Source organism: Mesorhizobium sp. Ca11 (assembly GCF_020165275.1).
Classification (GTDB): Bacteria; Pseudomonadota; Alphaproteobacteria; order Rhizobiales; family Rhizobiaceae; genus Mesorhizobium.
Window position 1 is genome coordinate 234,034 of the sequence record NZ_JAIUHU010000006.1, and the last position, 21,531, is coordinate 255,564.

The 21,531-nt window shown below is 63.4% G+C and carries 24 protein-coding genes; 20 read left to right on the top strand and 4 right to left on the bottom strand.

The features are described from left to right. The first annotated feature begins 15 nt into the window (after positions 1–15). The 3 genes from sseA to LB538_RS13405 all read left to right on the top strand — a co-directional run bounded on the left by sseA (position 16) and on the right by LB538_RS13405 (position 2,000). The gene (gene sseA, locus LB538_RS13395; RefSeq protein ID WP_224530111.1) at positions 16–867 is read left to right on the top strand and encodes a 3-mercaptopyruvate sulfurtransferase; all 852 of its coding nucleotides are present in this window, start codon (positions 16–18) and stop codon (positions 865–867) included. Then, on the top strand, positions 867–1,430 hold the full coding sequence (locus LB538_RS13400) for a GNAT family N-acetyltransferase (protein ID WP_224530115.1): 564 nt from the start codon (positions 867–869) through the stop codon (positions 1,428–1,430). Before sseA ends, LB538_RS13400 begins: the two co-directional genes overlap by 1 nt. A 102-nt stretch (positions 1,431–1,532) precedes the next feature. Further along, a complete protein-coding gene (locus LB538_RS13405; protein ID WP_224530119.1) occupies positions 1,533–2,000 on the top strand; it encodes a DUF1203 domain-containing protein in 468 nt (155 codons plus the stop codon). 432 nt (positions 2,001–2,432) lie between these two features. Here the strand turns inward: LB538_RS13405 and ald are convergent, their stop codons facing one another. Next, the gene (ald, locus tag LB538_RS13410) at positions 2,433–3,548 is read right to left on the bottom strand and encodes an alanine dehydrogenase (RefSeq protein ID WP_224530123.1); all 1,116 of its coding nucleotides are present in this window, start codon (positions 3,546–3,548) and stop codon (positions 2,433–2,435) included. A 206-nt stretch (positions 3,549–3,754) separates the two neighbouring features. Here ald and LB538_RS13415 point away from each other — a divergent pair, with 206 nt between their 5' ends. After that, on the top strand, positions 3,755–4,228 hold the full coding sequence (locus tag LB538_RS13415; RefSeq protein WP_224530126.1) for an Lrp/AsnC family transcriptional regulator: 474 nt from the start codon (positions 3,755–3,757) through the stop codon (positions 4,226–4,228). On the opposite strand, the gene LB538_RS13420 is transcribed toward LB538_RS13415, so the two are convergent. Then, positions 4,225–4,884 (bottom strand): 5-formyltetrahydrofolate cyclo-ligase, encoded by a 660-nt coding sequence (locus tag LB538_RS13420; RefSeq protein WP_224530129.1) that lies wholly within the window; start codon positions 4,882–4,884, stop codon positions 4,225–4,227. The two genes, LB538_RS13415 and LB538_RS13420, sit on opposite strands and share 4 nt — an antisense overlap. Before the next feature lie 174 nt (positions 4,885–5,058). On the opposite strand from LB538_RS13420, the gene LB538_RS13425 reads away from it, so the two are divergent. The 16 genes from LB538_RS13425 (at position 5,059) to LB538_RS13495 (ending at position 19,726) form a co-directional block, all read left to right on the top strand. Continuing rightward, positions 5,059–6,324 (top strand): NAD(P)/FAD-dependent oxidoreductase, encoded by a 1,266-nt coding sequence (locus tag LB538_RS13425; RefSeq protein ID WP_224530131.1) that lies wholly within the window; start codon positions 5,059–5,061, stop codon positions 6,322–6,324. Positions 6,325–6,534: 210 nt separating this feature from the next. Further along, positions 6,535–6,663: a hypothetical protein gene (locus tag LB538_RS29165; protein WP_263481783.1), complete on the top strand. Its 129-nt coding sequence runs from the start codon at positions 6,535–6,537 to the stop codon at positions 6,661–6,663. Positions 6,664–6,765: 102 nt separating this feature from the next. Further along, positions 6,766–7,056 (top strand): Dabb family protein, encoded by a 291-nt coding sequence (locus LB538_RS13430; RefSeq protein ID WP_224530134.1) that lies wholly within the window; start codon positions 6,766–6,768, stop codon positions 7,054–7,056. A gap of 70 nt (positions 7,057–7,126) precedes the next feature. After that, positions 7,127–7,999 carry a VOC family protein gene (locus LB538_RS13435; RefSeq protein ID WP_224530137.1) on the top strand — a complete coding sequence of 291 codons (873 nt, stop codon included), beginning with the start codon at positions 7,127–7,129 and terminating at the stop codon, positions 7,997–7,999. Next, positions 7,996–8,841 carry a 3-deoxy-8-phosphooctulonate synthase gene (kdsA, locus tag LB538_RS13440; RefSeq protein WP_224530140.1) on the top strand — a complete coding sequence of 282 codons (846 nt, stop codon included), beginning with the start codon at positions 7,996–7,998 and terminating at the stop codon, positions 8,839–8,841. The genes LB538_RS13435 and kdsA overlap by 4 nt, the downstream gene beginning before the upstream one ends. Before the next feature lie 136 nt (positions 8,842–8,977). Next, positions 8,978–9,343: a PRC-barrel domain-containing protein gene (locus tag LB538_RS13445; RefSeq protein WP_095765629.1), complete on the top strand. Its 366-nt coding sequence runs from the start codon at positions 8,978–8,980 to the stop codon at positions 9,341–9,343. Positions 9,344–9,731: 388 nt separating this feature from the next. Continuing rightward, positions 9,732–11,006: a phosphopyruvate hydratase gene (gene eno, locus LB538_RS13450; protein WP_140542896.1), complete on the top strand. Its 1,275-nt coding sequence runs from the start codon at positions 9,732–9,734 to the stop codon at positions 11,004–11,006. Between the two features lie 156 nt (positions 11,007–11,162). Further along, positions 11,163–11,486 carry an FtsB family cell division protein gene (locus LB538_RS13455; protein WP_140646243.1) on the top strand — a complete coding sequence of 108 codons (324 nt, stop codon included), beginning with the start codon at positions 11,163–11,165 and terminating at the stop codon, positions 11,484–11,486. 174 nt (positions 11,487–11,660) lie between these two features. Next, positions 11,661–12,698, top strand: a complete 1,038-nt coding sequence (gene pdhA, locus LB538_RS13460) for a pyruvate dehydrogenase (acetyl-transferring) E1 component subunit alpha (RefSeq protein ID WP_095765469.1) — start codon at positions 11,661–11,663, stop codon at positions 12,696–12,698. A gap of 14 nt (positions 12,699–12,712) precedes the next feature. Continuing rightward, entirely contained in the window at positions 12,713–14,107 is a 1,395-nt protein-coding gene (locus LB538_RS13465; protein ID WP_095765468.1) for a pyruvate dehydrogenase complex E1 component subunit beta, read from the top strand. Positions 14,108–14,125: 18 nt separating this feature from the next. Further along, a complete protein-coding gene (locus LB538_RS13470; protein ID WP_224530143.1) occupies positions 14,126–15,490 on the top strand; it encodes a pyruvate dehydrogenase complex dihydrolipoamide acetyltransferase in 1,365 nt (454 codons plus the stop codon). A gap of 133 nt (positions 15,491–15,623) precedes the next feature. Continuing rightward, positions 15,624–16,262, top strand: a complete 639-nt coding sequence (locus tag LB538_RS13475; protein ID WP_224530145.1) for an SGNH/GDSL hydrolase family protein — start codon at positions 15,624–15,626, stop codon at positions 16,260–16,262. Positions 16,263–16,289: 27 nt separating this feature from the next. Beyond that, positions 16,290–17,756: a dihydrolipoyl dehydrogenase gene (gene lpdA / locus LB538_RS13480; protein ID WP_224530148.1), complete on the top strand. Its 1,467-nt coding sequence runs from the start codon at positions 16,290–16,292 to the stop codon at positions 17,754–17,756. A gap of 156 nt (positions 17,757–17,912) precedes the next feature. Beyond that, positions 17,913–18,170 carry a GlsB/YeaQ/YmgE family stress response membrane protein gene (locus tag LB538_RS13485; protein WP_095765464.1) on the top strand — a complete coding sequence of 86 codons (258 nt, stop codon included), beginning with the start codon at positions 17,913–17,915 and terminating at the stop codon, positions 18,168–18,170. A 128-nt stretch (positions 18,171–18,298) separates the two neighbouring features. Continuing rightward, positions 18,299–19,264, top strand: a complete 966-nt coding sequence (lipA, locus tag LB538_RS13490) for a lipoyl synthase (RefSeq protein ID WP_224530151.1) — start codon at positions 18,299–18,301, stop codon at positions 19,262–19,264. 6 nt (positions 19,265–19,270) lie between these two features. Next, the gene (locus LB538_RS13495) at positions 19,271–19,726 is read left to right on the top strand and encodes a type II toxin-antitoxin system RatA family toxin (protein WP_224530153.1); all 456 of its coding nucleotides are present in this window, start codon (positions 19,271–19,273) and stop codon (positions 19,724–19,726) included. On the opposite strand, the gene LB538_RS13500 is transcribed toward LB538_RS13495, so the two are convergent. Next, positions 19,723–20,211 carry a CinA family protein gene (locus LB538_RS13500; protein ID WP_224530155.1) on the bottom strand — a complete coding sequence of 163 codons (489 nt, stop codon included), beginning with the start codon at positions 20,209–20,211 and terminating at the stop codon, positions 19,723–19,725. The two genes, LB538_RS13495 and LB538_RS13500, sit on opposite strands and share 4 nt — an antisense overlap. Then, the gene (locus LB538_RS13505; RefSeq protein ID WP_224530157.1) at positions 20,208–21,437 is read right to left on the bottom strand and encodes a bifunctional 2-C-methyl-D-erythritol 4-phosphate cytidylyltransferase/2-C-methyl-D-erythritol 2,4-cyclodiphosphate synthase; all 1,230 of its coding nucleotides are present in this window, start codon (positions 21,435–21,437) and stop codon (positions 20,208–20,210) included. Before LB538_RS13505 ends, LB538_RS13500 begins: the two co-directional genes overlap by 4 nt. Between the last annotated feature and the right edge of the window lie 94 nt (positions 21,438–21,531).

The window sequence follows — 21,531 nt, forward strand, 5'->3', positions numbered from 1 at the left end:
GGGCAGGAGAATAAAATGGCGCAGGACAGTCCCTTCATCGTCGACGCCGATTGGCTGGAAAAGCGACTTGGCGAGCCGGGTCTCACCATCATCGACGCTTCGTGGTATCTGCCGGCGCAAAAGCGCGACGCCCGCGCCGAATACGATGCCGCTCATATTCCGGGTGCTCGCTTCCTCGACCAGGATGCGGTGTCCGATCCGGATTCGAAACTGCCACACACATTGGCATCGCCGCAGCACTTCGCCCAATATGTTGGCGCCATGGGCGTTTCGGCTGACGACACCATCGTCGTCTATGACGGGCCCGGCCTGTTCTCGGCACCGCGCGCCTGGTGGATGTTCCGCGTCATGGGCGTGTTCCAGGTCTACATCCTGAACGGCGGCATCGATCGCTGGAAGGCCGAGGGGCGACCTGTGACGGCCGAGCCGACAAAAATCGCGCCGAGTGTCTTTTATGCCGATTTCGATGCCGGACGTGTTGTCGGCCTCGACGAGATGCGCAGGATCGTCGGCAGCCATGAGAGCCAGATCGCCGACGCGCGCTCGGCCGGCCGCTTTGCCGGAACCGATCCGGAGCCGCGTCCGGGCGTCCGTTCGGGCCATATGCCGGGTGCGCGTAATGTTCCGGTCACGGCGCTAGCCGAGAATGGCGAGCTGCTGCCCAAGGACCGTCTGCGCAAGGTGATCGAGGATGCCGGCATCGACCTGTCGAAACCGGTCGTGACGTCCTGCGGCTCGGGCATCACGGCTGCGGCGATCACGCTGGCGCTCGAGACGCTCGGCCACACCGACAACCGGCTTTACGATGGATCCTGGGCTGAGTGGGGCAGTCTCAGCGACACACCGGTGGTGACGGGGAAAGAATGATGGAAAACGGCGCGCTGCAAGATATCGAAGTCACGGTCACTTTCCTGGAGATGCATGCGGCGCCGGCGGTTTCACCGCCGATCCCCTACAATCGCCAGATCGCGCTGCTGATGACGAAAGATATCCCGCTCCATTTCTACCGCTATCTGATGGATCGCGTCGGGCGCAAATGGCATTGGGTCAACGTGCTGAGGCTAAGCGACGAGGAGCTTGCCGCCGGCTTGCACCGCGAGGACCGCGACATCCGCGTGCTCTATCTCGACGGCGCTCCCGCCGGCTTCTTCGACCTGAAGCCGCATCTGCCTGACGAGGTGGAGCTCGCCTATTTCGGCATGATGGAGCATGCGCATGGTCAAGGCATCGGTCGCTGGTTCCTCGGCGCCGCCATCTCGGCGGCCTGGGCATATGGGCCAAGGCGCGTCACCGTGCAGACCTGCACGCTCGACCATCCGGCGGCTCTTCCGCTTTATCAGAAGCTGGGCTTCACGCCGGTGGCGCAGAAGAGAGAGGTCGTGCATCCGCTGAGCTTCGCCGAGCGGTCGGCCAGCGTCATGCGAGACTAGAGCAATTCCAGGACTGGTGAGAACGGTTCCGCCAGTCAGGAATCGGGTGGGAGGCATTGTCGCCAAGGCATAATTTCCGAACATCGACACGGAGATTTCGCCATGAGCATCCAGTTCAAAGCCTTGCCGACCGAAGCCGTGCGCGCTCTGCAGCGGGGAGGGCCCGATGCCTACGGCCGCACCCCGGAGCACCGCATCTCCGACGGTGACGGCGTGCCATGCAGGCATTGCCTCAGGAACGTCGCCGAGGGTGACGGCTATCTGATCGTTGCCTACCGCCCGTTTCCAGAACTGCAGCCCTATGCAGAAACCGGCCCGATCTTCCTGCATGCCCAGGAATGCGAGCGCGCAGCCGAAGGGGATGCGCTGCCGGAGATGCTCGAAAGCAGCGACTATATCGTCAGGGGTTACGGCAGGGACGATCGCATCGTTTATGGCAGCGGCGCCGTCACGCCGACCGGCGAGATTGCCGCCCGCGCGCGGACGCTGTTTGGGCGCGACGACATCGCCTACATCCATGTCCGCTCGGCCCGAAACAATTGCTATCAATGCCGCATCGAGCGGGCATGACCAAAAAAGAAGCCCGCCGATGGTCGGGCGGGCCGTTGGAGGGTCTGACAGAAGCTGTCGGGCCAGTGCCGTCCGGGCCAGGACTTGCCCGACCCGGCAAGCAGCTCAGACCGCCAGTAACGGTCCGTCTCTAGGCAGCTTTCTCGTCGAGCGAATGTGAAGCATTTCACACAAGGCCGCATAATGGCGGAAGAACGAAAAGAAGCGCATTTTTAAGACCGTCGTATTCTCGTCGTACTACTGCGCTAAAACGCAGTGGTTGCGATGTGTCGACCGCGGATGGACCGGCGGCAGATCGCGACAGTCGAGGAAGCGGGGCTTTTTGCTCCGCTTTTTTGTTGACCGGATTTTTCGACGGAGGCGCAGTTTCCGCGCAAGAAAAAGCCCGCCGGAATGACCCGGCGGGCGACTGAAGGAAATCGTTGCGAATTATCAGGCGGCAAGGACCGCCTTCGGTTCGACCATTTCGTAGCCGAGCGCCTCAGCGACGGCGCGGTTGGTGATCTTGCCCTTATGAACATTGAGGCCGTTGCGCAAATGGTGGTCGTCGACCAGCGCCTTGAGGCCCTTGTCGGCGAGCTGTAGGCCAAAGTGCAGCGTCGCGTTGTTGAGCGCGTGCGCCGAAGTGACCGGCACGGCGCCGGGCATGTTTGCGACGCAATAGTGGATCACGCCGTCGACCTCATAGGTCGGATCGGCGTGCGTCGTGGCATGCGAGGTCTCGAAGCAACCGCCCTGGTCGATCGCGACGTCGACCAGCACCGAGCCCTTCTTCATGCCGGAAAGCATTTCGCGGGTGACGAGCTTGGGCGCGGCGGCGCCCGGGATCAGCACGGCGCCGATGACGACGTCGGCCGAGAAGCATTCTTCCTCCAGCGCTTCGACGGTCGAGTAGCGTGTGTGGACGCGACCGCCAAAAATGTCGTCGAGCTGGCGCAGGCGCGGGATCGAACGGTCGATAATGGTGACGTCGGCGCCGAGGCCGGCCGCCATCTTGGCCGCGTGCAGGCCGACGACGCCGCCGCCGAGCACCGTGACCTTGCCGGGCAGCACGCCGGGCACACCGCCGAGCAGCACGCCGCGGCCGCCATTGGCCTTCTGCAGCGCAGTCGCGCCGGCCTGGATCGACAGACGGCCGGCGACTTCCGACATGGGCGCGAGCAGCGGCAGGCCGCCGCGGTCGTCGGTCACGGTCTCATAGGCGATCGCGGTGACGCCCGAGCCAAGAAGACCCTTGGTCTGCTCCGGATCCGGAGCCAGATGAAGATAGGTGTAGAGGATTTGGCCGTCGCGCAGCTGGACCCATTCGTTTGGCTGCGGTTCCTTGACCTTAACGATCATGTCGGACTTGGCGAACACGTCGGCGGCCGTCTTGGCGATAGTGGCGCCGGCGGCGCGATAGGCGTTGTCGTCGGCGCCGATGCCGGCGCCAGCACCGGTCTCGACCAGCACTTCATGGCCATGCGCGACATATTCGCGGACCGAGCCCGGCGTCAGGCCGACGCGATATTCATGGTTCTTGATTTCCTTGGGGCAGCCGACACGCATCTTTCTTCTCCCTGTCCGCGCCCTTCAGGGGGCGCTCTCACTGTCGCTCGTGCATGTCACCGGGTCGAAAATGCGGAGGGTGGACACGCAGTAACCGCAGTCAACCACGAATCGCTCCGTATGTGTTTGCGAATGCACTTGCGGCAACGGTCGCTCTTCGATAATCGTTGCGCAAAACGACTGGAAATTCGCAGGAACCACGAAAAATGCAGCTCGACAGGATTGATATCGCCATTCTGGAGACTTTGCAGAAGGATGGCCGGATCCCAAATGCGGCGCTTGCCGAGAAGGTAGGCCTTTCCCAATCGGCCTGTTCGCGCCGGCTCGACAATCTGGAGAAGTCCGGAACCATCCGCGGGTATCACGCGCGGCTGTCCAATTCCGCGCTCGGCCACCAGATGACGGCGATCGTGCACATATCGCTGTCGGGGCAATTCGAAAAGACGCTGTCGGATTTCGAGGCGGCGATCAAGCGCTGCCCGAACGTGCTCTCCTGCCATCTGATGTCGGGCGAATACGACTACATCCTGCGCATCGCGGCGAAGGATCTCGTCGACTATGAGCGCATCCACAAGGAATGGCTGTCGGCCATGCCGCACGTGACCAAGATCAACTCGTCCTTCGCGCTGCGCGAGATCGTCGATCGCACGGCGGTCGGGCTGCGGCCTGAGATGGCTTAAACCGCTGCGGCTTCGGTCACCACAGTCGTCATTGGGATATCGTGCGGCTGCGGGTAGATGGTCGGGATGCGCTGCAATTCGTAGCCGACGCCGATCACCAGCGGCCTGAACGGCATTGCGGCAAGCGTGCGATCGTAAAAGCCGCCGCCATAACCCAGCCGATAGTTGCCTGGATCGATGCCGACGATCGGCGAGATCACGATGTCGGGAAGCACCGGGTCGCCCTCGGCCGGGATCGGAATGTTCCACACGCCCTTTTCCAGCCGGTCGCCCTGTTTGTAGGCGCGAAACACCAGCGGCTGCCCCTTCTCGATGACGACGGGCAGCGCGGTGCGCCCACCGCGCTCGTTGATCGAGGCCATCCAGCCACGCAGATCCGGCTCGCCGCGAAACGGCCAGTAGAGGCTGACCATCCGGCCGGCTATGTCGCCGATCAGCGCGTCGAGGCCTTCCGCGATGCGTGCCGACATCGCGGCGCGCGCATCGGCTGAAACGGCGAGGCGCCCGGTGATGAGCCGCTCACGCTCGGCCTTGCGCCATCGCCGAACATCCGTCCAGTCGGAGAGCGGCTCCCGGTATTCCGGGTCGAGTTCGTGCATGAAGCAGGGCGGTGAGGCGTATTGGGCCTGGCCTTCGTCGTCGTGTTGGTCAGCCATGCTTGGCTCCTGTCGTTTTGTTTCACGCTATACTCGCACCTGTGCGACCGCATGTGCATTCACGACGCCGCACGACGACTCCCGGGCATGACCGTTGCCATGCGCAATATTGTTGCAGTGCACAAAAAATACTTACATCATCGGTAGGATTGCACTTTGGCGAGGTGGAATGAAATGAGCGAAACCGAGCATAAAGTCGTTGTCGTCGGCGCCGGCTTCGGCGGTCTCGAACTCACGCGCGCGCTGGCGGGAGCTCCCGTGCGCATCACCATGATCGACAAGCGCAACCACCATCTCTTCCAACCGCTGCTTTACCAGGTGGCGACGACGTCGCTGGCGACCTCGGAAGTCGCCTGGCCCATCCGCCATCTTCTGCGCAGGCGCAAGGACGTGACAACGCTTCTCGGCAATGTCACCGGCGTCGACCGCGCCGGCAAGCGCGTGCTGCTCGAGGACGGCGGCTCGATCCCCTATGACACGCTGGTGCTCGCCACCGGCGCTGGCCACGCCTATTTCGGCCATGACGAATGGGAGCCGTTCGCGCCGGGTCTGAAGACGCTTGAGGATGCCACGACGATCCGGCGCCGTATCCTGCTCGCTTTCGAGCAGGCCGAGCGCGAAACCGATCCGGCCAAGCGCCAGGCACTGCTGACTCTGGCCATCGTCGGCGGCGGGCCGACCGGTGTCGAGCTTGCCGGTACCATTGTCGAGCTCGCGCACGACACGTTGCGCGGCGAGTTTCGCAACATCGACCCAGGCCAGGCGCGCGTCGTGCTGATCGAAGCCGGCGACCGAATCCTGGCCAATTTCGCGCCGCAGCTTTCCGACTATGCCCGCAAGGCGCTGGAACGGCTGGGCGTCACCATCGAGCTCGGGCGTCCGGTCACGCACCTCGATGCCGAGGGAGTCGTCTTCGGCGACACGCGCTTGCCGGCAAGGACGATCATCTGGGCGGCTGGCGTTGCCGCTTCGCCGGCGGCCGAATGGCTGGGAGCGCCGGCCGACCGGGCGGGCAGGGTAATCGTCGAACCAGACCTCACCGTGCCGGGCAGTCCCGACATTTTCGTCATCGGCGACACCGCGCATGTGCTGCGGCCGGATGGGAAGCCGGTGCCGGGTGTGGCGCCCTCTGCCAAGCAGGAGGGCAAGCATGTTGCCGCGACGATCAAGGCGCGGCTCGCCGGCGACACGGCGATCCGTCCTTTCCAATACCGTCATGACGGCGATCTGGCGACGATCGGCAAGCGCGCCGCGGCAATCGATTTCGGCTGGATCAAGCTCACCGGCTGGCTCGCCTGGTGGCTCTGGGGCATAGCGCACATCTATTTCCTGATCGATTTCCGCAATCGCCTGGCGGTCTCGCTTAGCTGGCTATGGATATACTTTACAGGCCAGCGCAGCGCGCGCCTGATCACGCAGGGCGACGACGACAAAAGCTGATTCCCAGGCCGCCGCCTGCGGCAGCGGAGATGCTTGATGGCCGATCGCGGTTTCATTCCGTCGCCTCAAGAGGGTGGCTTCGCACTCTGCGGCCAGGCCCTCTTGCGCAGGCGCCGTTGGCCGAAAGCGCCAGGCAAAAAGCGGTTAACTGGAACGACTGCCGTCGCTCCCCCCTCTGGTTCAGGCCGTCCGCATGGGATAGTTTTAGCCATGCGTTATGTGATCGTCATCGCCTCCATCACCTTCTTCCTGTTCTGGGACGGACTCTACAATCGCGGCCACTACCTCGATGTGACCGTGCGGGAAGTGTCGCGCATCGTGCGCTATGTTACCGGGTAAGGTCTCGCCGGTTTCGCATCGCGGGCGCGACATCGTTGCCGGTTGACGCCTGGGCATTGCTCCCACAAAAACGCCGCTGAAGCGAAGACCAGGGAGGCTGGCTTGATCCGGCACATCGTTTTCTTCAGCGCGCGGCGCAAGGAAGATGTCGAGACTGTGCGCTCAGGCCTGCTGGCGCTCGGCAAGATTCCGCACTCGAAGCATTTCGAGGTGACGCTCAACACCAAGGTCGATCAGTTCTCCAATGCGATCGATGTCGTCGTCTATGCCGAGTTCGAGGACGAGGCGGCGCTTGCCGCTTACAAGGCGCATCCGATCTATGCGGATACAACCAGCAAGGTGAAGCCGCTGCGCGAACTGCGCTATTCGGCCGATGTCGTGGCCGCTGCCTGAAGCGGCAGAGCACGGTCCGTCGGGCCGCCGCTCTTGAACAGCCGGCCGGAATGAGGCACACCGCGCCGGCATGACCAGAAACTCCGCCCATCCGCTTGACCATCTCGTGCTGCCGACACCGAGCCTCGATGCCGTCCGGTCGCGTCTGACCTCGCTCGGCTTTGTCGTCGCGCCCACAGGCATCCACCCGTTCGGCACTGAGAATGCCTGCGTCTTTTTCGCCGACGGCACCTATCTCGAGCCGTTGGCGGTAGGAGATGCGCAGGCGACGGAACAGGCGATTGCGGCCGGCAATGTCTTCGTAGCGCGCGACCGCCTTTATCGCGAACGACTGGGCGATGAAGGTTTTTCCGCCGTCGTGCTTGGAACCGGCAATGCCGATGCCGACCATATGCGTTTTGTCGAAGCCGGTCTGTCGGCCGGCGATACGCTGCGTTTCTCGCGCGCGTTCACAGATGCGAACGGAAAGAGCGACACGGCATCCTTCAAGCTGGCCTTCGCGGTCGGCAAGGGAGCGACGGACGCCTTCCTCTTCGCCTGCGAGCGCGTGAACCCGCCGAAGATCGATCGCACGGCGTTGCAGGCCCATGCCAATGGCGTGACCGGCATCGTCGAGGTGATCGCCGTGAGCGATGTGCCTTCCGCACAGATCGCATTGATCTCGATCGCCGCCGGGTCGGAGGCAGACGGCGACATGGTGCGGTTGCCGAATACAATCTTGAGCGTGGTCACGCCCGAGAGCTACGCGCAGCGCTTCGGCCTGGCGGCCGAAGCCTCATCGCATTTACGGTTTGAGGCGGTTGTTTTCTCGATCCGCGACAAAGCTACAGCGGCGCACGCGCTTGCGGCCGGGGCCATCGATCACAACATGAGCGGCACTGACATCGTCGTTCCACCGGCGCGCGGGCAGGGCGCCGCCTTCATCTTCCGGGAGATCCCATGAGCAAGCCCCTGGCGCCCAATTCATCGGTAACCGTCGGCAAGGTCGTCTTCGCCAACAATGCGCCGCTGTCGCTGATCGCCGGCCCGTGCCAGCTTGAATCGCGCCAGCACGCTTTCGACATGGCCGGCGCGCTGAAGGAACTGACGGAACGGCTGGGAATCGGCCTCGTCTACAAGACCAGTTACGACAAGGCCAACCGCACCTCGCTGTCGGCGACCCGCGGCGCGGGACTCGATGCGGCGATGCCGATCTTCGACGATCTGCGCAAGGAGTTTGGCCTTCCTGTGCTGACTGACGTCCACAACGAGGAGCAATGCGCGATCGTAGCACCCCATGTCGATGTCCTGCAGATCCCCGCCTTCCTGTCGCGCCAGACTGACATGCTGGTCGCCGCCGCCAGGACCGGCAAGGTCATCAACGTGAAGAAGGGGCAGTTCCTCGCGCCGTGGGACATGAAGAACGTCGTCGCCAAGATCACCGGCTCCGGCAACCCGAATGTGCTCACCACCGAGCGCGGCGTCTCGTTCGGCTACAACACGCTGGTCTCGGACATGCGCGCTCTGCCGGTCATGGCCGAGATCGGCGCCCCGGTGATCTTCGATGCCACCCATTCCGTGCAGCAGCCGGGCGGGCAGGGCGGCTCCTCCGGCGGCGAACGGCGCTTTGTCGCGACGCTCGCGCGCGCGGCCGTTGCCGTCGGTGTCGCCGGCGTCTTCATCGAAACCCATCAGGACCCGGACAATTCGATGTCTTCGGATGGCCCCAACATGGTGCCTCTCAAGGACATGCCGGCGTTGCTGGAAAAGCTCATGGCCTTTGATCGGATTGCCAAGGGCCACTGATTGCAGCGGCGGACCTCGATCCGGCGCCGGCTTGTGGTGAGCGGGGGCTGCCTCACCGACAGCCGAGCAAATCATCGGGAACCTTAGCGCGCTCCTCTCATTGTCGGTGCAGGCATTCAACGAGAGGAGCACCATCATGACTACTCCGTCCGGGCATACCGAAGCCATTGCCGCCTCGCGCGTCATCGGCACGTCGGTCTATAACACCGAAGGCAAGAGCATCGGCAGCATCGAGGACGTGATGCTCGACAAGATGTCGAATGGCATTATGTTCGCCGTGATCGGCTTCGGCGGCTTTCTCGGTATGGGCGAGAAATACCACGCCGTTCCGTGGGCGACGCTCGACTATGACGAGGACAGAGGCGGCTACGTCGTGCCGTTCACCAAGGAACAGCTTCAGGCCGCGCCCGCCTATTCGATCGACGAGCTGACCGGCGCCGACGGCGAAGCCGCCCGCGATGCTTCATTCCAGTATTACCATGTGAAGCCCTATTGGCATTGATCGCAGATCGGCAAGCTGGGAATCGAAAGGCCCCCGACACAAAGCCGGGGGCCTTTGACGTTTAGCTACTCCGCCGCGTTGAGAGTCGATAGCTCCACCGAGCTCTGCTGGGGTTTCTGATCGTCGCATGATGTCAGGAACGCTGCCGCGATCAGGAACAAACTCACGATACCGCTCAACTGGGACATGGCGAAACTCCTCCTGTTTCGCCCCGCGCGAACGCGACCATAGATGAGATGGTCACACAGCGCGCATGACTTATGATGACAGAAAATTGCGGTTCGTGAATCACGCCCGCGGCAATAAATGCGGGCCCGCCGATTGCCTTTTGCTCTGCTTTGGCTAAGAGGGGCGCGACGCTTCAATCGATCAATCGGGGACATCGCAAATGACCGCCATCATCGACATTGTCGGGCGTGAAATCCTGGACAGCCGTGGCAATCCGACCGTCGAGGTCGACGTGGTGCTGGAGGACGGCTCCATGGGCCGCGCTGCTGTGCCGTCGGGCGCATCGACCGGCGCGCACGAGGCGGTCGAAGTCCGGGACGGCGGGCCGCGCTATCTCGGCAAGGGCGTGCAGCGCGCCGTCGAAGCGGTGAACGGCGAGCTGTTCGAGGCGATCGGCGGCATGGAAGCCGAGAACCAGATCCATATCGACCAGACGATGATCGAGCTCGACGGCACGCCGAACAAGAGCCGCCTCGGCGCCAACGCCATCCTGGGCGTATCGCTGGCGGTCGCCAAGGCCGCGGCCGAGGCCGCCGGCCTGCCGCTCTACCGCTATGTCGGCGGCACCAAGGCGCACATCTTGCCGGTGCCGATGATGAACATCATCAACGGCGGCGCGCATGCCGACAACCCGATCGACTTCCAGGAGTTCATGATCCTGCCTATCGGCGCGCCGACCCTGCGCGACGGCGTGCGCTGGGGCTCGGAGATTTTCCACACGCTCAGGAAGAAGCTGAAGGACGCCGGCCACAACACCAATGTCGGCGACGAGGGCGGCTTCGCCCCCAACCTGAAGAGCGCGCCTTCGGCGCTCGATTTCATCATGGAATCGATCGAGAAGGCAGGCTTCAAGCCGGGCGAGGATGTCGCGCTCGGCCTCGATTGCGCGGCGACCGAGTTCTTCAAGGACGGCAATTACGTCTATGAGGGCGAGAAGAAGACCCGCGATCCGAAGGCGCAGGCCAAGTACCTTGCCAAACTCGCTGCCGACTATCCGATCATCACCATCGAGGACGGCCTTGCCGAGGACGATTGGGAAGGCTGGAAGATCCTGACCGACCTGATCGGCAAGAAGACCCAGCTCGTCGGCGACGACCTCTTCGTCACCAACACGGCGCGGCTGCGCGACGGTATCCGCATGGGCGTCGCCAATTCGATCCTGGTCAAGGTCAACCAGATCGGCTCGCTGACCGAGACGCTTGACGCCGTCGAGACCGCGCACAAGGCCGGCTACACCGCCGTCATGTCGCATCGCTCGGGCGAGACCGAGGATTCGACCATCGCCGACCTCGCCGTCGCCACCAATTGCGGGCAGATCAAGACCGGCTCCCTGTCGCGTTCGGACCGCATGGCCAAATACAACCAGCTCATCCGCATCGAGGAAGAGCTCGGCAAGCAAGCACGCTACGCAGGCAAGTCCGTGGTCAAGGGCTGATCCAGCCTGTTCGGACAGTCTGGAAAGGGCGGATCATTCCCGCCCTTTTTCGTTCCGGCGATCCTCGATAAGGGTCGTCCGTAACCGTCCATTAAGCACAATCGGGCGAAATACGATTCATGGCCGCTTGCGTTCGCGGCCGCGAGGGTTCGGGTCATGTGGACACGTCAGCACAAGCAGAGAAACACCGGCAGGTTGATCATCCCCTCGCTTTGCGTGCTCTTCCTGGCCTATTTCGGCTTCCATGCCTATCACGGCGAATTCGGCATCTATTCCAAATATCGGCTGCAGGCCCGTGCGGTTGAATTGCAGGCCCAGCTTGACGCCGTGAAGGCGCGCCGGATCGACTTCGAGCGCCGTGTCCAGCTGATGCATGAGGGTACGCTGGAGAAGGATATGCTTGACGAGCAGGCCCGAAAGGCGCTCAATCTGTCCCATCCGGACGAAATCACCATTATGTTGCCTGCCTCGACGAAATAACCAAATTTCGGTTAATCGCCTTTATTTTCAATGATTCTAATCGCTTAGATGCATGCCAGTCATGCGTTTTTCAGCATGGCGCAATGCATCCTTGCATGTTAGCTTTCCGCTATCGGTGGGGAGACGATCGATCTCCCTGAATGTCCGCGAAGAGACGCCAACAGGGAGTGACGCATGGCCACCGCCGCCAAAAAAGCGCCCGCAAAATCCAGATCCGACAAGCAGCCCAATCTGTCAGCGCCCAAACCGGCGGATTTCACCAAAGAAGAAGAGCTTTCCGCCTACCGGCACATGCTTTTGATCCGCCGCTTCGAGGAGAAGGCGGGCCAGCTCTACGGAATGGGCTTCATCGGCGGCTTCTGCCACCTCTATATCGGCCAGGAGGCCGTCGTCACCGGCATGAAGATGGCGCTGGTCGAAGGCGACCAGATGATCACCGCCTATCGCGACCATGGCCACATGCTGGCGATGGAGCTGTCGCCGCGCGGCGTCATGGCCGAGCTCACCGGCCGCCGTGGCGGTCTTTCGAAGGGCAAGGGCGGCTCGATGCACATGTTCTCCAAGGAGAAGCATTTCTATGGCGGCCACGGCATTGTCGGCGCGCAGGTGTCGCTCGGCACCGGTCTCGCCTTCGCCAACCGCTACCGCGACAACAAGAATGTCTCGCTGACCTATTTCGGCGATGGCGCCGCCAACCAGGGCCAGGTCTATGAAAGCTTCAACATGGCCTCGCTGTGGAAGCTGCCGGTGATCTACATTATCGAGAACAACCGCTACGCCATGGGCACGTCCGTGTCGCGCTCGTCGGCCGAGACCGACTTCTCGCATCGCGGCGCTTCCTTCAAGATTCCCGGCATCCAGGTCGACGGCATGGACGTCCGCGCCGTGAAGTCGGCGGCCGATCTCGCGACCGAATGGTGCCGTGCCGGCAACGGTCCGCTCATCCTCGAGATGCAGACCTACCGCTATAGAGGCCATTCGATGTCCGACCCGGCGAAATACCGCTCCAAGGAGGAGGTGCAGAAGATGCGCTCCGAGCATGACCCGATCGAGCAGGTCCGGGTGCGGCTGCTCGACAAGAAGTGGGCAAGCGAGGACGAGCTCAAGGCCATCGACAAGGAAGTCCGCGACATCGTCGCCGACGCCGCCGAATTCGCCCAGAACGACGCCGAGCCGGATCCGTCCGAGCTCTGGACCGACATCGTACTCTAGGAGAGGGCAAGGACATGCCGATCGAAATTCTCATGCCCGCGCTCTCGCCGACGATGGAAGAGGGCAATCTTTCCAAATGGCTGAAGAACGAAGGCGACAAGGTCGTCGCCGGTGACGTCATCGCCGAGATCGAGACCGACAAGGCGACGATGGAGGTCGAAGCTGTCGACGAAGGCACGCTGGCCAAGATCGTGGTTCCCGCCGGCAGCGAAGGCGTCAAGGTCAACGCGGTCATCGCCGTGCTTGCCGTCGACGGCGAGGACGTCGACAAGGCCGGCGAGGGCATCGGCGAAGAAGAGCCCGCCAAGGCTGAAAAAGCCGCGCCGGCCCCGGCGCAAGCTTCGGCCAAAAGCGAGGCGTCCGCCGCTGTCGCCGCCGCGCCGAAGGCGGAGATCGCCGCCGATCCGGATATTCCTGCCGGCACCGAGATGGTTTCCACCACGGTGCGCGAAGCGCTGCGTGACGCCATGGCCGAGGAGATGCGCCGCGACGGCGATGTCTTCGTCATGGGCGAGGAAGTCGCCGAGTACCAAGGCGCCTACAAAATCACGCAGGGCCTGCTGCAGGAATTCGGGCCGAGGCGCGTCGTCGACACGCCGATCACCGAGCATGGCTTTGCCGGCGTCGGCGTCGGCGCCGCGATGGCGGGGCTGAAGCCGATCGTCGAGTTCATGACCTTCAACTTCGCCATGCAGGCGATCGACCAGATCATCAACTCGGCCGCCAAAACGCTCTATATGTCCGGCGGCCAGATGGGCGCGCCGATCGTGTTCCGCGGTCCCAACGGTGCGGCTGCCCGCGTCGCCGCGCAGCACTCGCAATGCTATGCCGCCTGGTACAGCCATATCCCCGGCCTGAAGGTGGTGATGCCCTATACGGCCGCCGACGCCAAGGGCCTGCTCAAGGCCGCGATCCGCGACCCGAACCCGGTCATCTTCCTGGAGAACGAGATCCTCTACGGCCATTCCTTCGACGTGCCGAAGCTCGACGACTTCGTGCTGCCGATCGGCAAGGCGCGTATCCACAAGCAGGGCAAGGACGTCACCCTCGTCTCCTTCGGCATCGGCATGACCTATGCGCTCAAGGCGGAAGCCGAGTTGCGCGGCATGGGCATCGACGCCGAGATCATCGATTTGAGAACCATCCGCCCGCTCGACTTCGACACGATCATCGCCTCGGTGAAGAAGACCAACCGTCTCGTGGTGGTGGAAGAAGGTTTTCCGCAGAACTCGGTCGGCGATCACATCGCCAACCAGGTCTCGCAGCGCGCCTTCGATTTCCTCGATGCGCCGGTGATCACCATTGCCGGCAAGGACGTTCCCATGCCTTACGCGGCGAACCTCGAGAAGCTGGCGCTGCCCAACGTCGGCGAAGTCGTCGAGGCCGTCAAAGCCGTCACTTATCGCTGAGCCGGTCGGGAGGACATCATGCCAATCAACATCACCATGCCGGCGCTCTCCCCGACCATGGAAGAGGGCAATCTGTCAAAATGGCTGGTCAAGGAAGGCGATAAGGTTTCGCCGGGTGACGTGATCGCCGAGATCGAGACCGACAAGGCGACGATGGAGGTCGAAGCCGTCGATGAAGGCACAGTCGCCAAGCTGGTGGTTCCGGCCGGCACCGAAGGCGTCAAGGTCAACGCGCTGATCGCCATCCTGGCCGGTGAAGGCGAGGATGCCGCGGCCGCTGCCAAGAGCGGCGGCGGCGCCGCGCCCAAGGCCGAAGCGCCGAAAGCTGATGCCCAGAAGGCCGAGCCGCCCAAGGAAGCCCCCAAGCCGGCAGAAGCCGCGGCGGCGCCCCCGCCGGCGAAGGCCGAGCCTGCTCCCGTCGCCAACGGCCACGCCGCAGGCGATCGCGTCTTCGCATCGCCGCTGGCCCGCCGCATCGCCAAGGATGCCGGCGTCGACGTGACCGCGCTGACCGGTTCCGGCCCGCATGGCCGCGTGGTGAAGGTCGACGTCGAGGCGGCGATCGCTTCCGGCGGCGCTCCGGCTGCGAAGGCGCCCGCCGGCACCCCGTCCGCTCCGGCCGCAGCCAAGCCGATGTCGGACGACCAGGTGCTGAAGCTGTTCGCCGAAGGCTCCTACGAGCTCGTGCCGCATGACAACATGCGCAAGACCATCGCGCGTCGCCTGGTCGAGGCGAAGTCCACCATTCCACATTTCTATTTGACGCTGGACTGCGAGCTCGACGCGCTGCTTGCGCTGCGCACGCAGCTCAATGCCGCAGCCCCGATGCGGAAGACCGAGAAGGGCGAGGTTCCGGCCTACAAGCTCTCGGTCAACGACATGGTCATCAAGGCCATGGCGATGGCGCTGATGGCGGTGCCGGATGCCAACGCCTCCTGGACCGACAGCGCCATGGTCAAGCACAAGCACGCCGATGTCGGCGTTGCCGTGTCGATCCCCGGCGGCCTGATCACGCCGATCATCCGGCATGCAGACGAAAAGACGCTGTCGGTCATCTCCAACGAGATGAAGGACCTGGCCAGCCGCGCCAGGAGCCGCAAGCTGAAGCCGGAAGAATATCAGGGCGGCACGACGGCGGTGTCCAATCTCGGCATGTTCGGCGTCAAGGACTTCGCCGCCGTCATCAACCCGCCGCATGCGACGATCCTGGCGGTCGGCGCAGGCGAGGAGCGGGCGGTGGTCAAGAAGGGCGAGATCAAGATTGCGACCGTTATGTCGGTGACGCTCTCGACCGACCACCGCGCCGTCGACGGCGCGCTCGGCGCGGAACTGCTTGGCGCCTTCAAGCGCATGATCGAAAACCCGATGGGCATGCTGGTGTAAGAAGGGAAAAGGCGGTGCGGAAATTCGTCACCAGCCTTTTCACCCTGATTATTTTTAATCCCGACGGCGAGCTCTTCGCATGCTGGCGCGTTAGGCGCTCGCAGCCAGCTTTCGGCAAGGGTGGGGCAATCGCATGAAGACAATTCTCTGTTATGGCGACTCGCTGACCTGGGGCTATGACGCCGCCAATCTCGGTCGCCATGCGCTAGAGGACCGCTGGCCGAGCGTGCTTGGGGCTGAACTCGGCAACGATGTCGAAGTCATCGCCGAAGGCCTCAACGGCCGCACCACCGCCTTCGACGACCATCTGGCCGGCGCCGATCGCAATGGCGCCCGCATTCTGCCGACGATCCTGACCAGCCATGCGCCGCTCGATCTCGTTATCGTCATGCTCGGCTCCAACGACATGAAGCCTTGGATTCACGGCAATCCGGTCGCAGCCAAGCAAGGCGTGCAGCGGCTGATCGATATCGTGCGCGGCCATGACTATCCGTTCGACTGGCCGGCGCCGCAGATCCTCGTTGTCGCGCCGCCTGTCGTGACACGCACCGACAATGCCGAATTCAAAGAAATGTTCGCCGGCGGTGACGACGCCTCCAAGCGACTTGCGGCCCAATATTCGGCGCTGGCCGACGAGGCCGGCTGCGGCTTCTTCGACGCCGGCACGGTCGCAACCACCACGCCGCTCGACGGCGTCCATCTCGATGCCGAGAACACGCGAAACATCGGCAAGGCTCTGGCGCCGCTCGTGCGCGTCATGCTCTCGCTCTAACCCTCAGAAAGATCAGGGAGAAAACCCGTGGCTGAATCCTACGACGTCATCATCATCGGCTCAGGCCCCGGCGGCTATGTCACGGCGGTGCGTTCCGCCCAGCTCGGCTTCAAGACGGCGATCGTCGAGCGCGAGCATCTTGGCGGCATCTGCCTGAATTGGGGCTGCATTCCGACCAAGGCGCTGCTGCGCTCGGCCGAGATCATGCATTATTCGGATCATCTGAAGGATTACGGGCTGAAGCTTGAAGGCGGTAAAATCGTCCCCGACACCGCTGCCGTGGTCGACCGCTCGCGAAAAGTCTCGCTCAGGCTGAACACCGGCGTCGGCTTCCTGATGAAAAAGAACAAGGTCGACGTCATCTGGGGCGAGGCGAAGCTTTCCAAAGCCCCAGCCGGTGACAAACCGGGCGAGGTCGTCGTTTCGAAGACGGCGAAGAAGGCGATGGAGCCGCAGCCGCCGGTGCCGAAAGGCGTCAAGGGCGAGGGCACCTACACGGCCAAGCACATCATCCTGGCGACGGGCGCCAGGCCGCGCGCGCTGCCCGGCATCGAGCCGGACGGCAAGCTGATCTGGACCTATTTCGAGGCCATGGTGCCAAAGGAAATGCCGAAATCGCTGCTGGTGATGGGCTCGGGCGCCATCGGCATCGAATTCGCCTCCTTCTACCGCACCATGGGCGCCGACGTGACGGTGGTCGAGCTGCTGCCGGCGGTGATACCGGTCGAGGACGCCGAAGTCTCGAAATTCGCGCAGAAACAGTTCGAGAAGCAGGGCATGAAGATACTCCTCGAGGCCAAGGTGACCAAGGTTGAAAAGGGCGCCAATTCGGTCACCGCGCATGTCGAGATGAAGGACGGCAAGGTCGAGAAGATCACCACCGATCGCATGATCTCGGCCGTCGGCGTGCAGGGCAACATCGAGAATCTCGGCCTTGAAGCGCTTGGCGTGAAGACGGATCGCGGCTGCGTGGTCGTCGACGGCTACGGCAAGACCAATGTGCCCGGCATCTACGCGATCGGCGACGTCGCTGGCCCGCCCATGCTCGCCCACAAGGCCGAGCATGAAGGCGTTGTCTGCGTCGAGAAGATAGCCAATTTCCCGGGCGTGCACCCCATCGACAAGCTGAAGATCCCCGGCTGCACCTATTGCAGCCCGCAGGTCGCGTCCGTCGGCCTGACCGAAGCGAAGGCCAAGGCGGACGGCAAGGACATCCGCGTCGGCCGCTTCCCGTTCAGCGCCAACGGCAAGGCCATCGCGCTCGGCGAGGATCAGGGCTTCGTCAAGACCATTTTTGACAAGAAGACCGGCCAGCTGCTCGGCGCGCACATGGTCGGCGCCGAGGTGACCGAGCTCATCCAGGGTTTTGTCGTGGCGATGAACCTGGAGACCACCGAGGAAGAGCTGATGCACACGATCTTCCCGCATCCGACACTGTCGGAGATGATGAAGGAGAGCGTGCTCGACGCCTATGGCCGCGTCTTGAACGCCTGATGGGTCACCAATCGGTGATAAGTCACCAATCGGTGATCGATGGCCAATCCGTGCTAACGTGGTCGGGTGAGACTCACACGCGGCAGCCGGAGAAAGCTGACGGCAAGGCGGTTCGTATCCGGATGCATTTTCACCTGATCGAGGAGGAATTGGCACATGCATATGAATGGCGTCGGCTGGATCGCAGCCATCATCGTCGGCGGCTTGGCGGGTTGGCTGGCCGAGATGGTCATGAAGAGCAACACCGGTATCTTCATGAACATCATCATGGGGATCGTCGGTGCCATAGTGCTGAACGCGATCCTGCAGGCTCTCAACATCCAGTCGTTCGGCGTCGGCTGGGTCGCCTATCTGATCACCGGCTTCATCGGCGCCTGCCTGCTGATCTTCGTCGGACGGCTCGTGCGTCGCTGACCCAAAGCCACCGTTATGCGAAAATGGCCGTGGCGGCACGCGCTGCCGCGGCCTTTTTCTTTGTCCCGAAAAGTCCTAGATGACGCAAGACAGGCGGCTGGCGAAATCGCGGCCGCAAAGGGTTTGAGATGGTCACAGTCGTAGACACGATCGCCAACCGGCCGCGCCCGCGGCATCCCGAGAAGGCGCACCGGCCCGACCAGGAGGTGCTGCGCAAGCCCGACTGGATCCGCGTCAAGGCGCCGGTTTCCAAGGGCTATGCCGAAACGCGCGAGATCGTGAAGTCGCACCAGCTGGTGACGGTGTGCGAGGAGGCCGGCTGCCCCAATATCGGCGAATGCTGGGATAAGAAGCACGCCACCTTCATGATCATGGGCGAGATCTGCACGCGCGCCTGCGCCTTCTGCAATGTCGCGACCGGCATTCCGACCGCGCTCGATCCGGATGAGCCGGCGCGCGTGGCGCATGCCGTCAAGCAGATGGGATTGAGCCACGTCGTCATCACCTCCGTCGACCGCGACGATCTTGCCGACGGCGGCGCGCAGCACTTCGCCGATGTCATCCGCGCCATCCGCAAGGCAACGCCTTCGACGACGATCGAGATCCTGACGCCCGACTTCCTGCGCAAGGACGGCGCGCTGGAGATCGTCGTTGCGGCCAAGCCCGATGTCTTCAACCACAATCTCGAAACCGTGCCGTCGAACTACCTGACGGTTCGCCCCGGCGCGCGTTATTTCCATTCGATCCGGCTTTTGCAACGGGTCAAGGAACTCGACCCGTCGATCTTCACCAAATCCGGCATCATGGTCGGCCTCGGCGAGGAGCGGAACGAGGTGCTGCAGTTGATGGACGATCTGCGTTCGGCCAATGTCGACTTCATGACCATCGGCCAGTATCTGCAGCCTTCCAAGAAGCACCATCCGGTGATCCGCTTTATCCCGCCGGACGAGTTCAAGTCCTATGAGACGATCGGCAAGACGAAGGGTTTTCTCCTCATGGCGTCGAGCCCGCTGACCCGCTCCTCGCACCATGCCGGCGAGGATTTCGCCAGGCTGCGCGCGGCGCGCGAGGCGCAGCTCGCGAAGGCCAGCTGACCTTCAATGCCGAAATTCGAGGCGACACGCCGCGTCGCGCATACGCCCGACGAGATGTTCGCGCTGGTGGCGGACATCGAGGCCTACCCGCAATTCCTGCCGCTCTGCGAATCGCTCACCGTACGCTCGCGCAAGGAGCGTGACGGCCGCACTATCCTGGTTGCCGACATGAGCATCGGCTACAAGGCGATCCGCGAGACTTTCACGACCCAGGTGCTGCTAAAGCCCGACGAGAAAGCGATCGACGTCAAATACATAGACGGCCCGTTCAAATATCTCAGCAACATCTGGCGCTTCGACCCCGCGGCCAGCGGCTGCGAGGTGCATTTCTTCATCGACTACGAATTCAAGAGCCGCATACTCGGCGCCGTGATGGGCACGATGTTCGACCGTGCCTTCCGCATGTTCTCGGAAGCCTTCGAGAAACGGGCAAACGTGATTTACGGTCCAAAGCCCGCCTAACGTTCGCCGAGCGCGCGCAAGCCGAGTTGCAGCGCATGCCGCACCGTCTCGTGCCGGATGAATTCGCGGCCCTTGTGGCCGAACAACTGCCGCTCAGCGATTACCGGTTGTCCGGCAAGCGCTATCCCGAACCAGACAAGGCCGACCGGCTTGTCGGCCGAGCCGCCGCTGGGGCCGGCAATGCCGGTGACGGCGAGCGACAGGCTCGCTAGCGAGTGCGTCAGCGCCCCCGCCGCCATCTCCAGCACCGTCTCGCGCGAGACCGCGCCATGTGCGTCGAGCGTGGCGGCGGAGACGCCGAGCATCTCCATCTTGGCTTCGTTGGAATAAGTGACAAAGCCGCGATCGACCACGGCGGAAGACCCGGCGATATCGGTGAGCGCCGCGATGATCAGGCCGCCGGTGCAGCTTTCGGCCGTCGCCAGCATAACACCGCGCTGCTGGCAGGCCTGGAGCAGCGCATTTGCGAGTTCGGCGTTGCTCATGCCGGCACCTCGCCCGGATAGACGACACTGGCGGTGGCGATCGCGGCGATACCTTCGCCGCGCCCGACGAAGCCGAGCTTCTCGTTGGTTGTCGCCTTGATCGAAATGCGCTCGGGCGCGATGCCGAGCATGGCTGCGAGCGCTTGCGTCATCGCCGCGCGATGCGGCCCGACGCGCGGCGCCTCGCAGATCAGCGTGATGTCGGCATTGGCGATACGGCCGCCGCGCTCGCGCACCAGCTTCGCCGCGTGCTCGACGAATATCTTCGAGGCAGCACCCTTCCATTGCGGATCGGACGGTGGGAAATGCGTGCCGATATCGCCGGCGCCGCAGGTGGCGAGCAACGCATCGGTCAGCGCATGCAGCCCGACATCGGCGTCCGAATGCCCGGAGAGTTTGCGATCATAGGGAATGGAGACGCCGCAGAGCGTTACATGGTCGCCGGGCTCGAACGCGTGCACGTCATAGCCGTTGCCGGTGCGAATATCCGGGAAGCGCTGCTGCGCGCTCGAAAGCCGCTGGTCGGCCAATGCGATGTCCCTTGCCCAGGTGAGTTTGACATTGTCCGGCGATCCGGGAACGATCTTGACCGGTATCTGTGCCCATTCGGCGATCGCCGCGTCGTCGGTGAATTCCGTCTTGCCCAGATGATGCGCCTTCTCATGCGCCGCGAGCAGCGGCCAGAACGGAAAGCCCTGCGGCGTCTGCGCGGCATGAAGGCCGGCTCTCGACACCGTCTCGTCGATCATGCCGGCGGCCGATTCCCGCTTCAGCGTGTCGGCGACAGGCAGCGCCGGCAACGCGCCCTGGCGCTCGCCGATGGCTTCGATGGTGCGGTCGATCAGCCCGGCGTCGACGAAGGGTCGCACGGCGTCATGCACCAGCACTTTTGCCGGTGCCTGGTCCCTCAGCGCCAGGAGGCCGAGCCGGACGGACGCCTGGCGCGAAGGGCCGCCGATCACGGCGACAAGACGGTCGCCATGCGCTTCGGCCGCGCGTTGGAAGAGTTCGGCATCGTCGGCATGGATGGCCACGACCACGGGACCGATCATCGGATGGGAGAGGAAGATATCCAGCGTATGCGCGATAACGGCACGGCCGCCGATGCGCTGATATTGCTTCGGACCGTCCGCCTGTCCGGCGCGCGCGCCACGGCCGGCGGCAACGATCACCACCCCGATCCCGCCGTTCAGGCCTGTCGCTTGCTTTTCACTTGCCTCGCTCATTCCGATCGGTCCTAGTCGGGGTGATGGCCGAAGGCCAGCTTTTTCCAAAATGCGCCTTAATGTGACGTCATTGCGCGTTGCACAATGCCACACT

Excerpts from the sequence above, each read along its gene's own strand:
- LB538_RS13455 (WP_140646243.1), top strand. The coding sequence starts at position 11,163 with ATGTGGACACGTCAGCACAAGCAGAGAAACACCGGCAGGTTGATCATC.
- ald (WP_224530123.1), bottom strand. The coding sequence starts at position 3,548 with ATGCGTGTCGGCTGCCCCAAGGAAATCAAGAACCATGAATATCGCGTC.
- LB538_RS13500 (WP_224530155.1), bottom strand. The coding sequence starts at position 20,211 with ATGAGCAACGCCGAACTCGCAAATGCGCTGCTCCAGGCCTGCCAGCAG.
- LB538_RS13405 (WP_224530119.1), top strand. The coding sequence starts at position 1,533 with ATGAGCATCCAGTTCAAAGCCTTGCCGACCGAAGCCGTGCGCGCTCTG.
- LB538_RS13425 (WP_224530131.1), top strand. The coding sequence starts at position 5,059 with ATGAGCGAAACCGAGCATAAAGTCGTTGTCGTCGGCGCCGGCTTCGGC.
- sseA (WP_224530111.1), top strand. The coding sequence starts at position 16 with ATGGCGCAGGACAGTCCCTTCATCGTCGACGCCGATTGGCTGGAAAAG.
- LB538_RS13465 (WP_095765468.1), top strand. The coding sequence starts at position 12,713 with ATGCCGATCGAAATTCTCATGCCCGCGCTCTCGCCGACGATGGAAGAG.
- LB538_RS13445 (WP_095765629.1), top strand. The coding sequence starts at position 8,978 with ATGACTACTCCGTCCGGGCATACCGAAGCCATTGCCGCCTCGCGCGTC.
- LB538_RS29165 (WP_263481783.1), top strand. The coding sequence starts at position 6,535 with ATGCGTTATGTGATCGTCATCGCCTCCATCACCTTCTTCCTGTTCTGG.
- LB538_RS13475 (WP_224530145.1), top strand. The coding sequence starts at position 15,624 with ATGAAGACAATTCTCTGTTATGGCGACTCGCTGACCTGGGGCTATGAC.
- LB538_RS13485 (WP_095765464.1), top strand. The coding sequence starts at position 17,913 with ATGCATATGAATGGCGTCGGCTGGATCGCAGCCATCATCGTCGGCGGC.
- lipA (WP_224530151.1), top strand. The coding sequence starts at position 18,299 with ATGGTCACAGTCGTAGACACGATCGCCAACCGGCCGCGCCCGCGGCAT.
- pdhA (WP_095765469.1), top strand. The coding sequence starts at position 11,661 with ATGGCCACCGCCGCCAAAAAAGCGCCCGCAAAATCCAGATCCGACAAG.
- LB538_RS13415 (WP_224530126.1), top strand. The coding sequence starts at position 3,755 with ATGCAGCTCGACAGGATTGATATCGCCATTCTGGAGACTTTGCAGAAG.
- LB538_RS13470 (WP_224530143.1), top strand. The coding sequence starts at position 14,126 with ATGCCAATCAACATCACCATGCCGGCGCTCTCCCCGACCATGGAAGAG.
- LB538_RS13505 (WP_224530157.1), bottom strand. The coding sequence starts at position 21,437 with ATGAGCGAGGCAAGTGAAAAGCAAGCGACAGGCCTGAACGGCGGGATC.
- LB538_RS13435 (WP_224530137.1), top strand. The coding sequence starts at position 7,127 with ATGACCAGAAACTCCGCCCATCCGCTTGACCATCTCGTGCTGCCGACA.
- LB538_RS13420 (WP_224530129.1), bottom strand. The coding sequence starts at position 4,884 with ATGGCTGACCAACACGACGACGAAGGCCAGGCCCAATACGCCTCACCG.
- eno (WP_140542896.1), top strand. The coding sequence starts at position 9,732 with ATGACCGCCATCATCGACATTGTCGGGCGTGAAATCCTGGACAGCCGT.
- kdsA (WP_224530140.1), top strand. The coding sequence starts at position 7,996 with ATGAGCAAGCCCCTGGCGCCCAATTCATCGGTAACCGTCGGCAAGGTC.
- LB538_RS13495 (WP_224530153.1), top strand. The coding sequence starts at position 19,271 with ATGCCGAAATTCGAGGCGACACGCCGCGTCGCGCATACGCCCGACGAG.
- LB538_RS13400 (WP_224530115.1), top strand. The coding sequence starts at position 867 with ATGGAAAACGGCGCGCTGCAAGATATCGAAGTCACGGTCACTTTCCTG.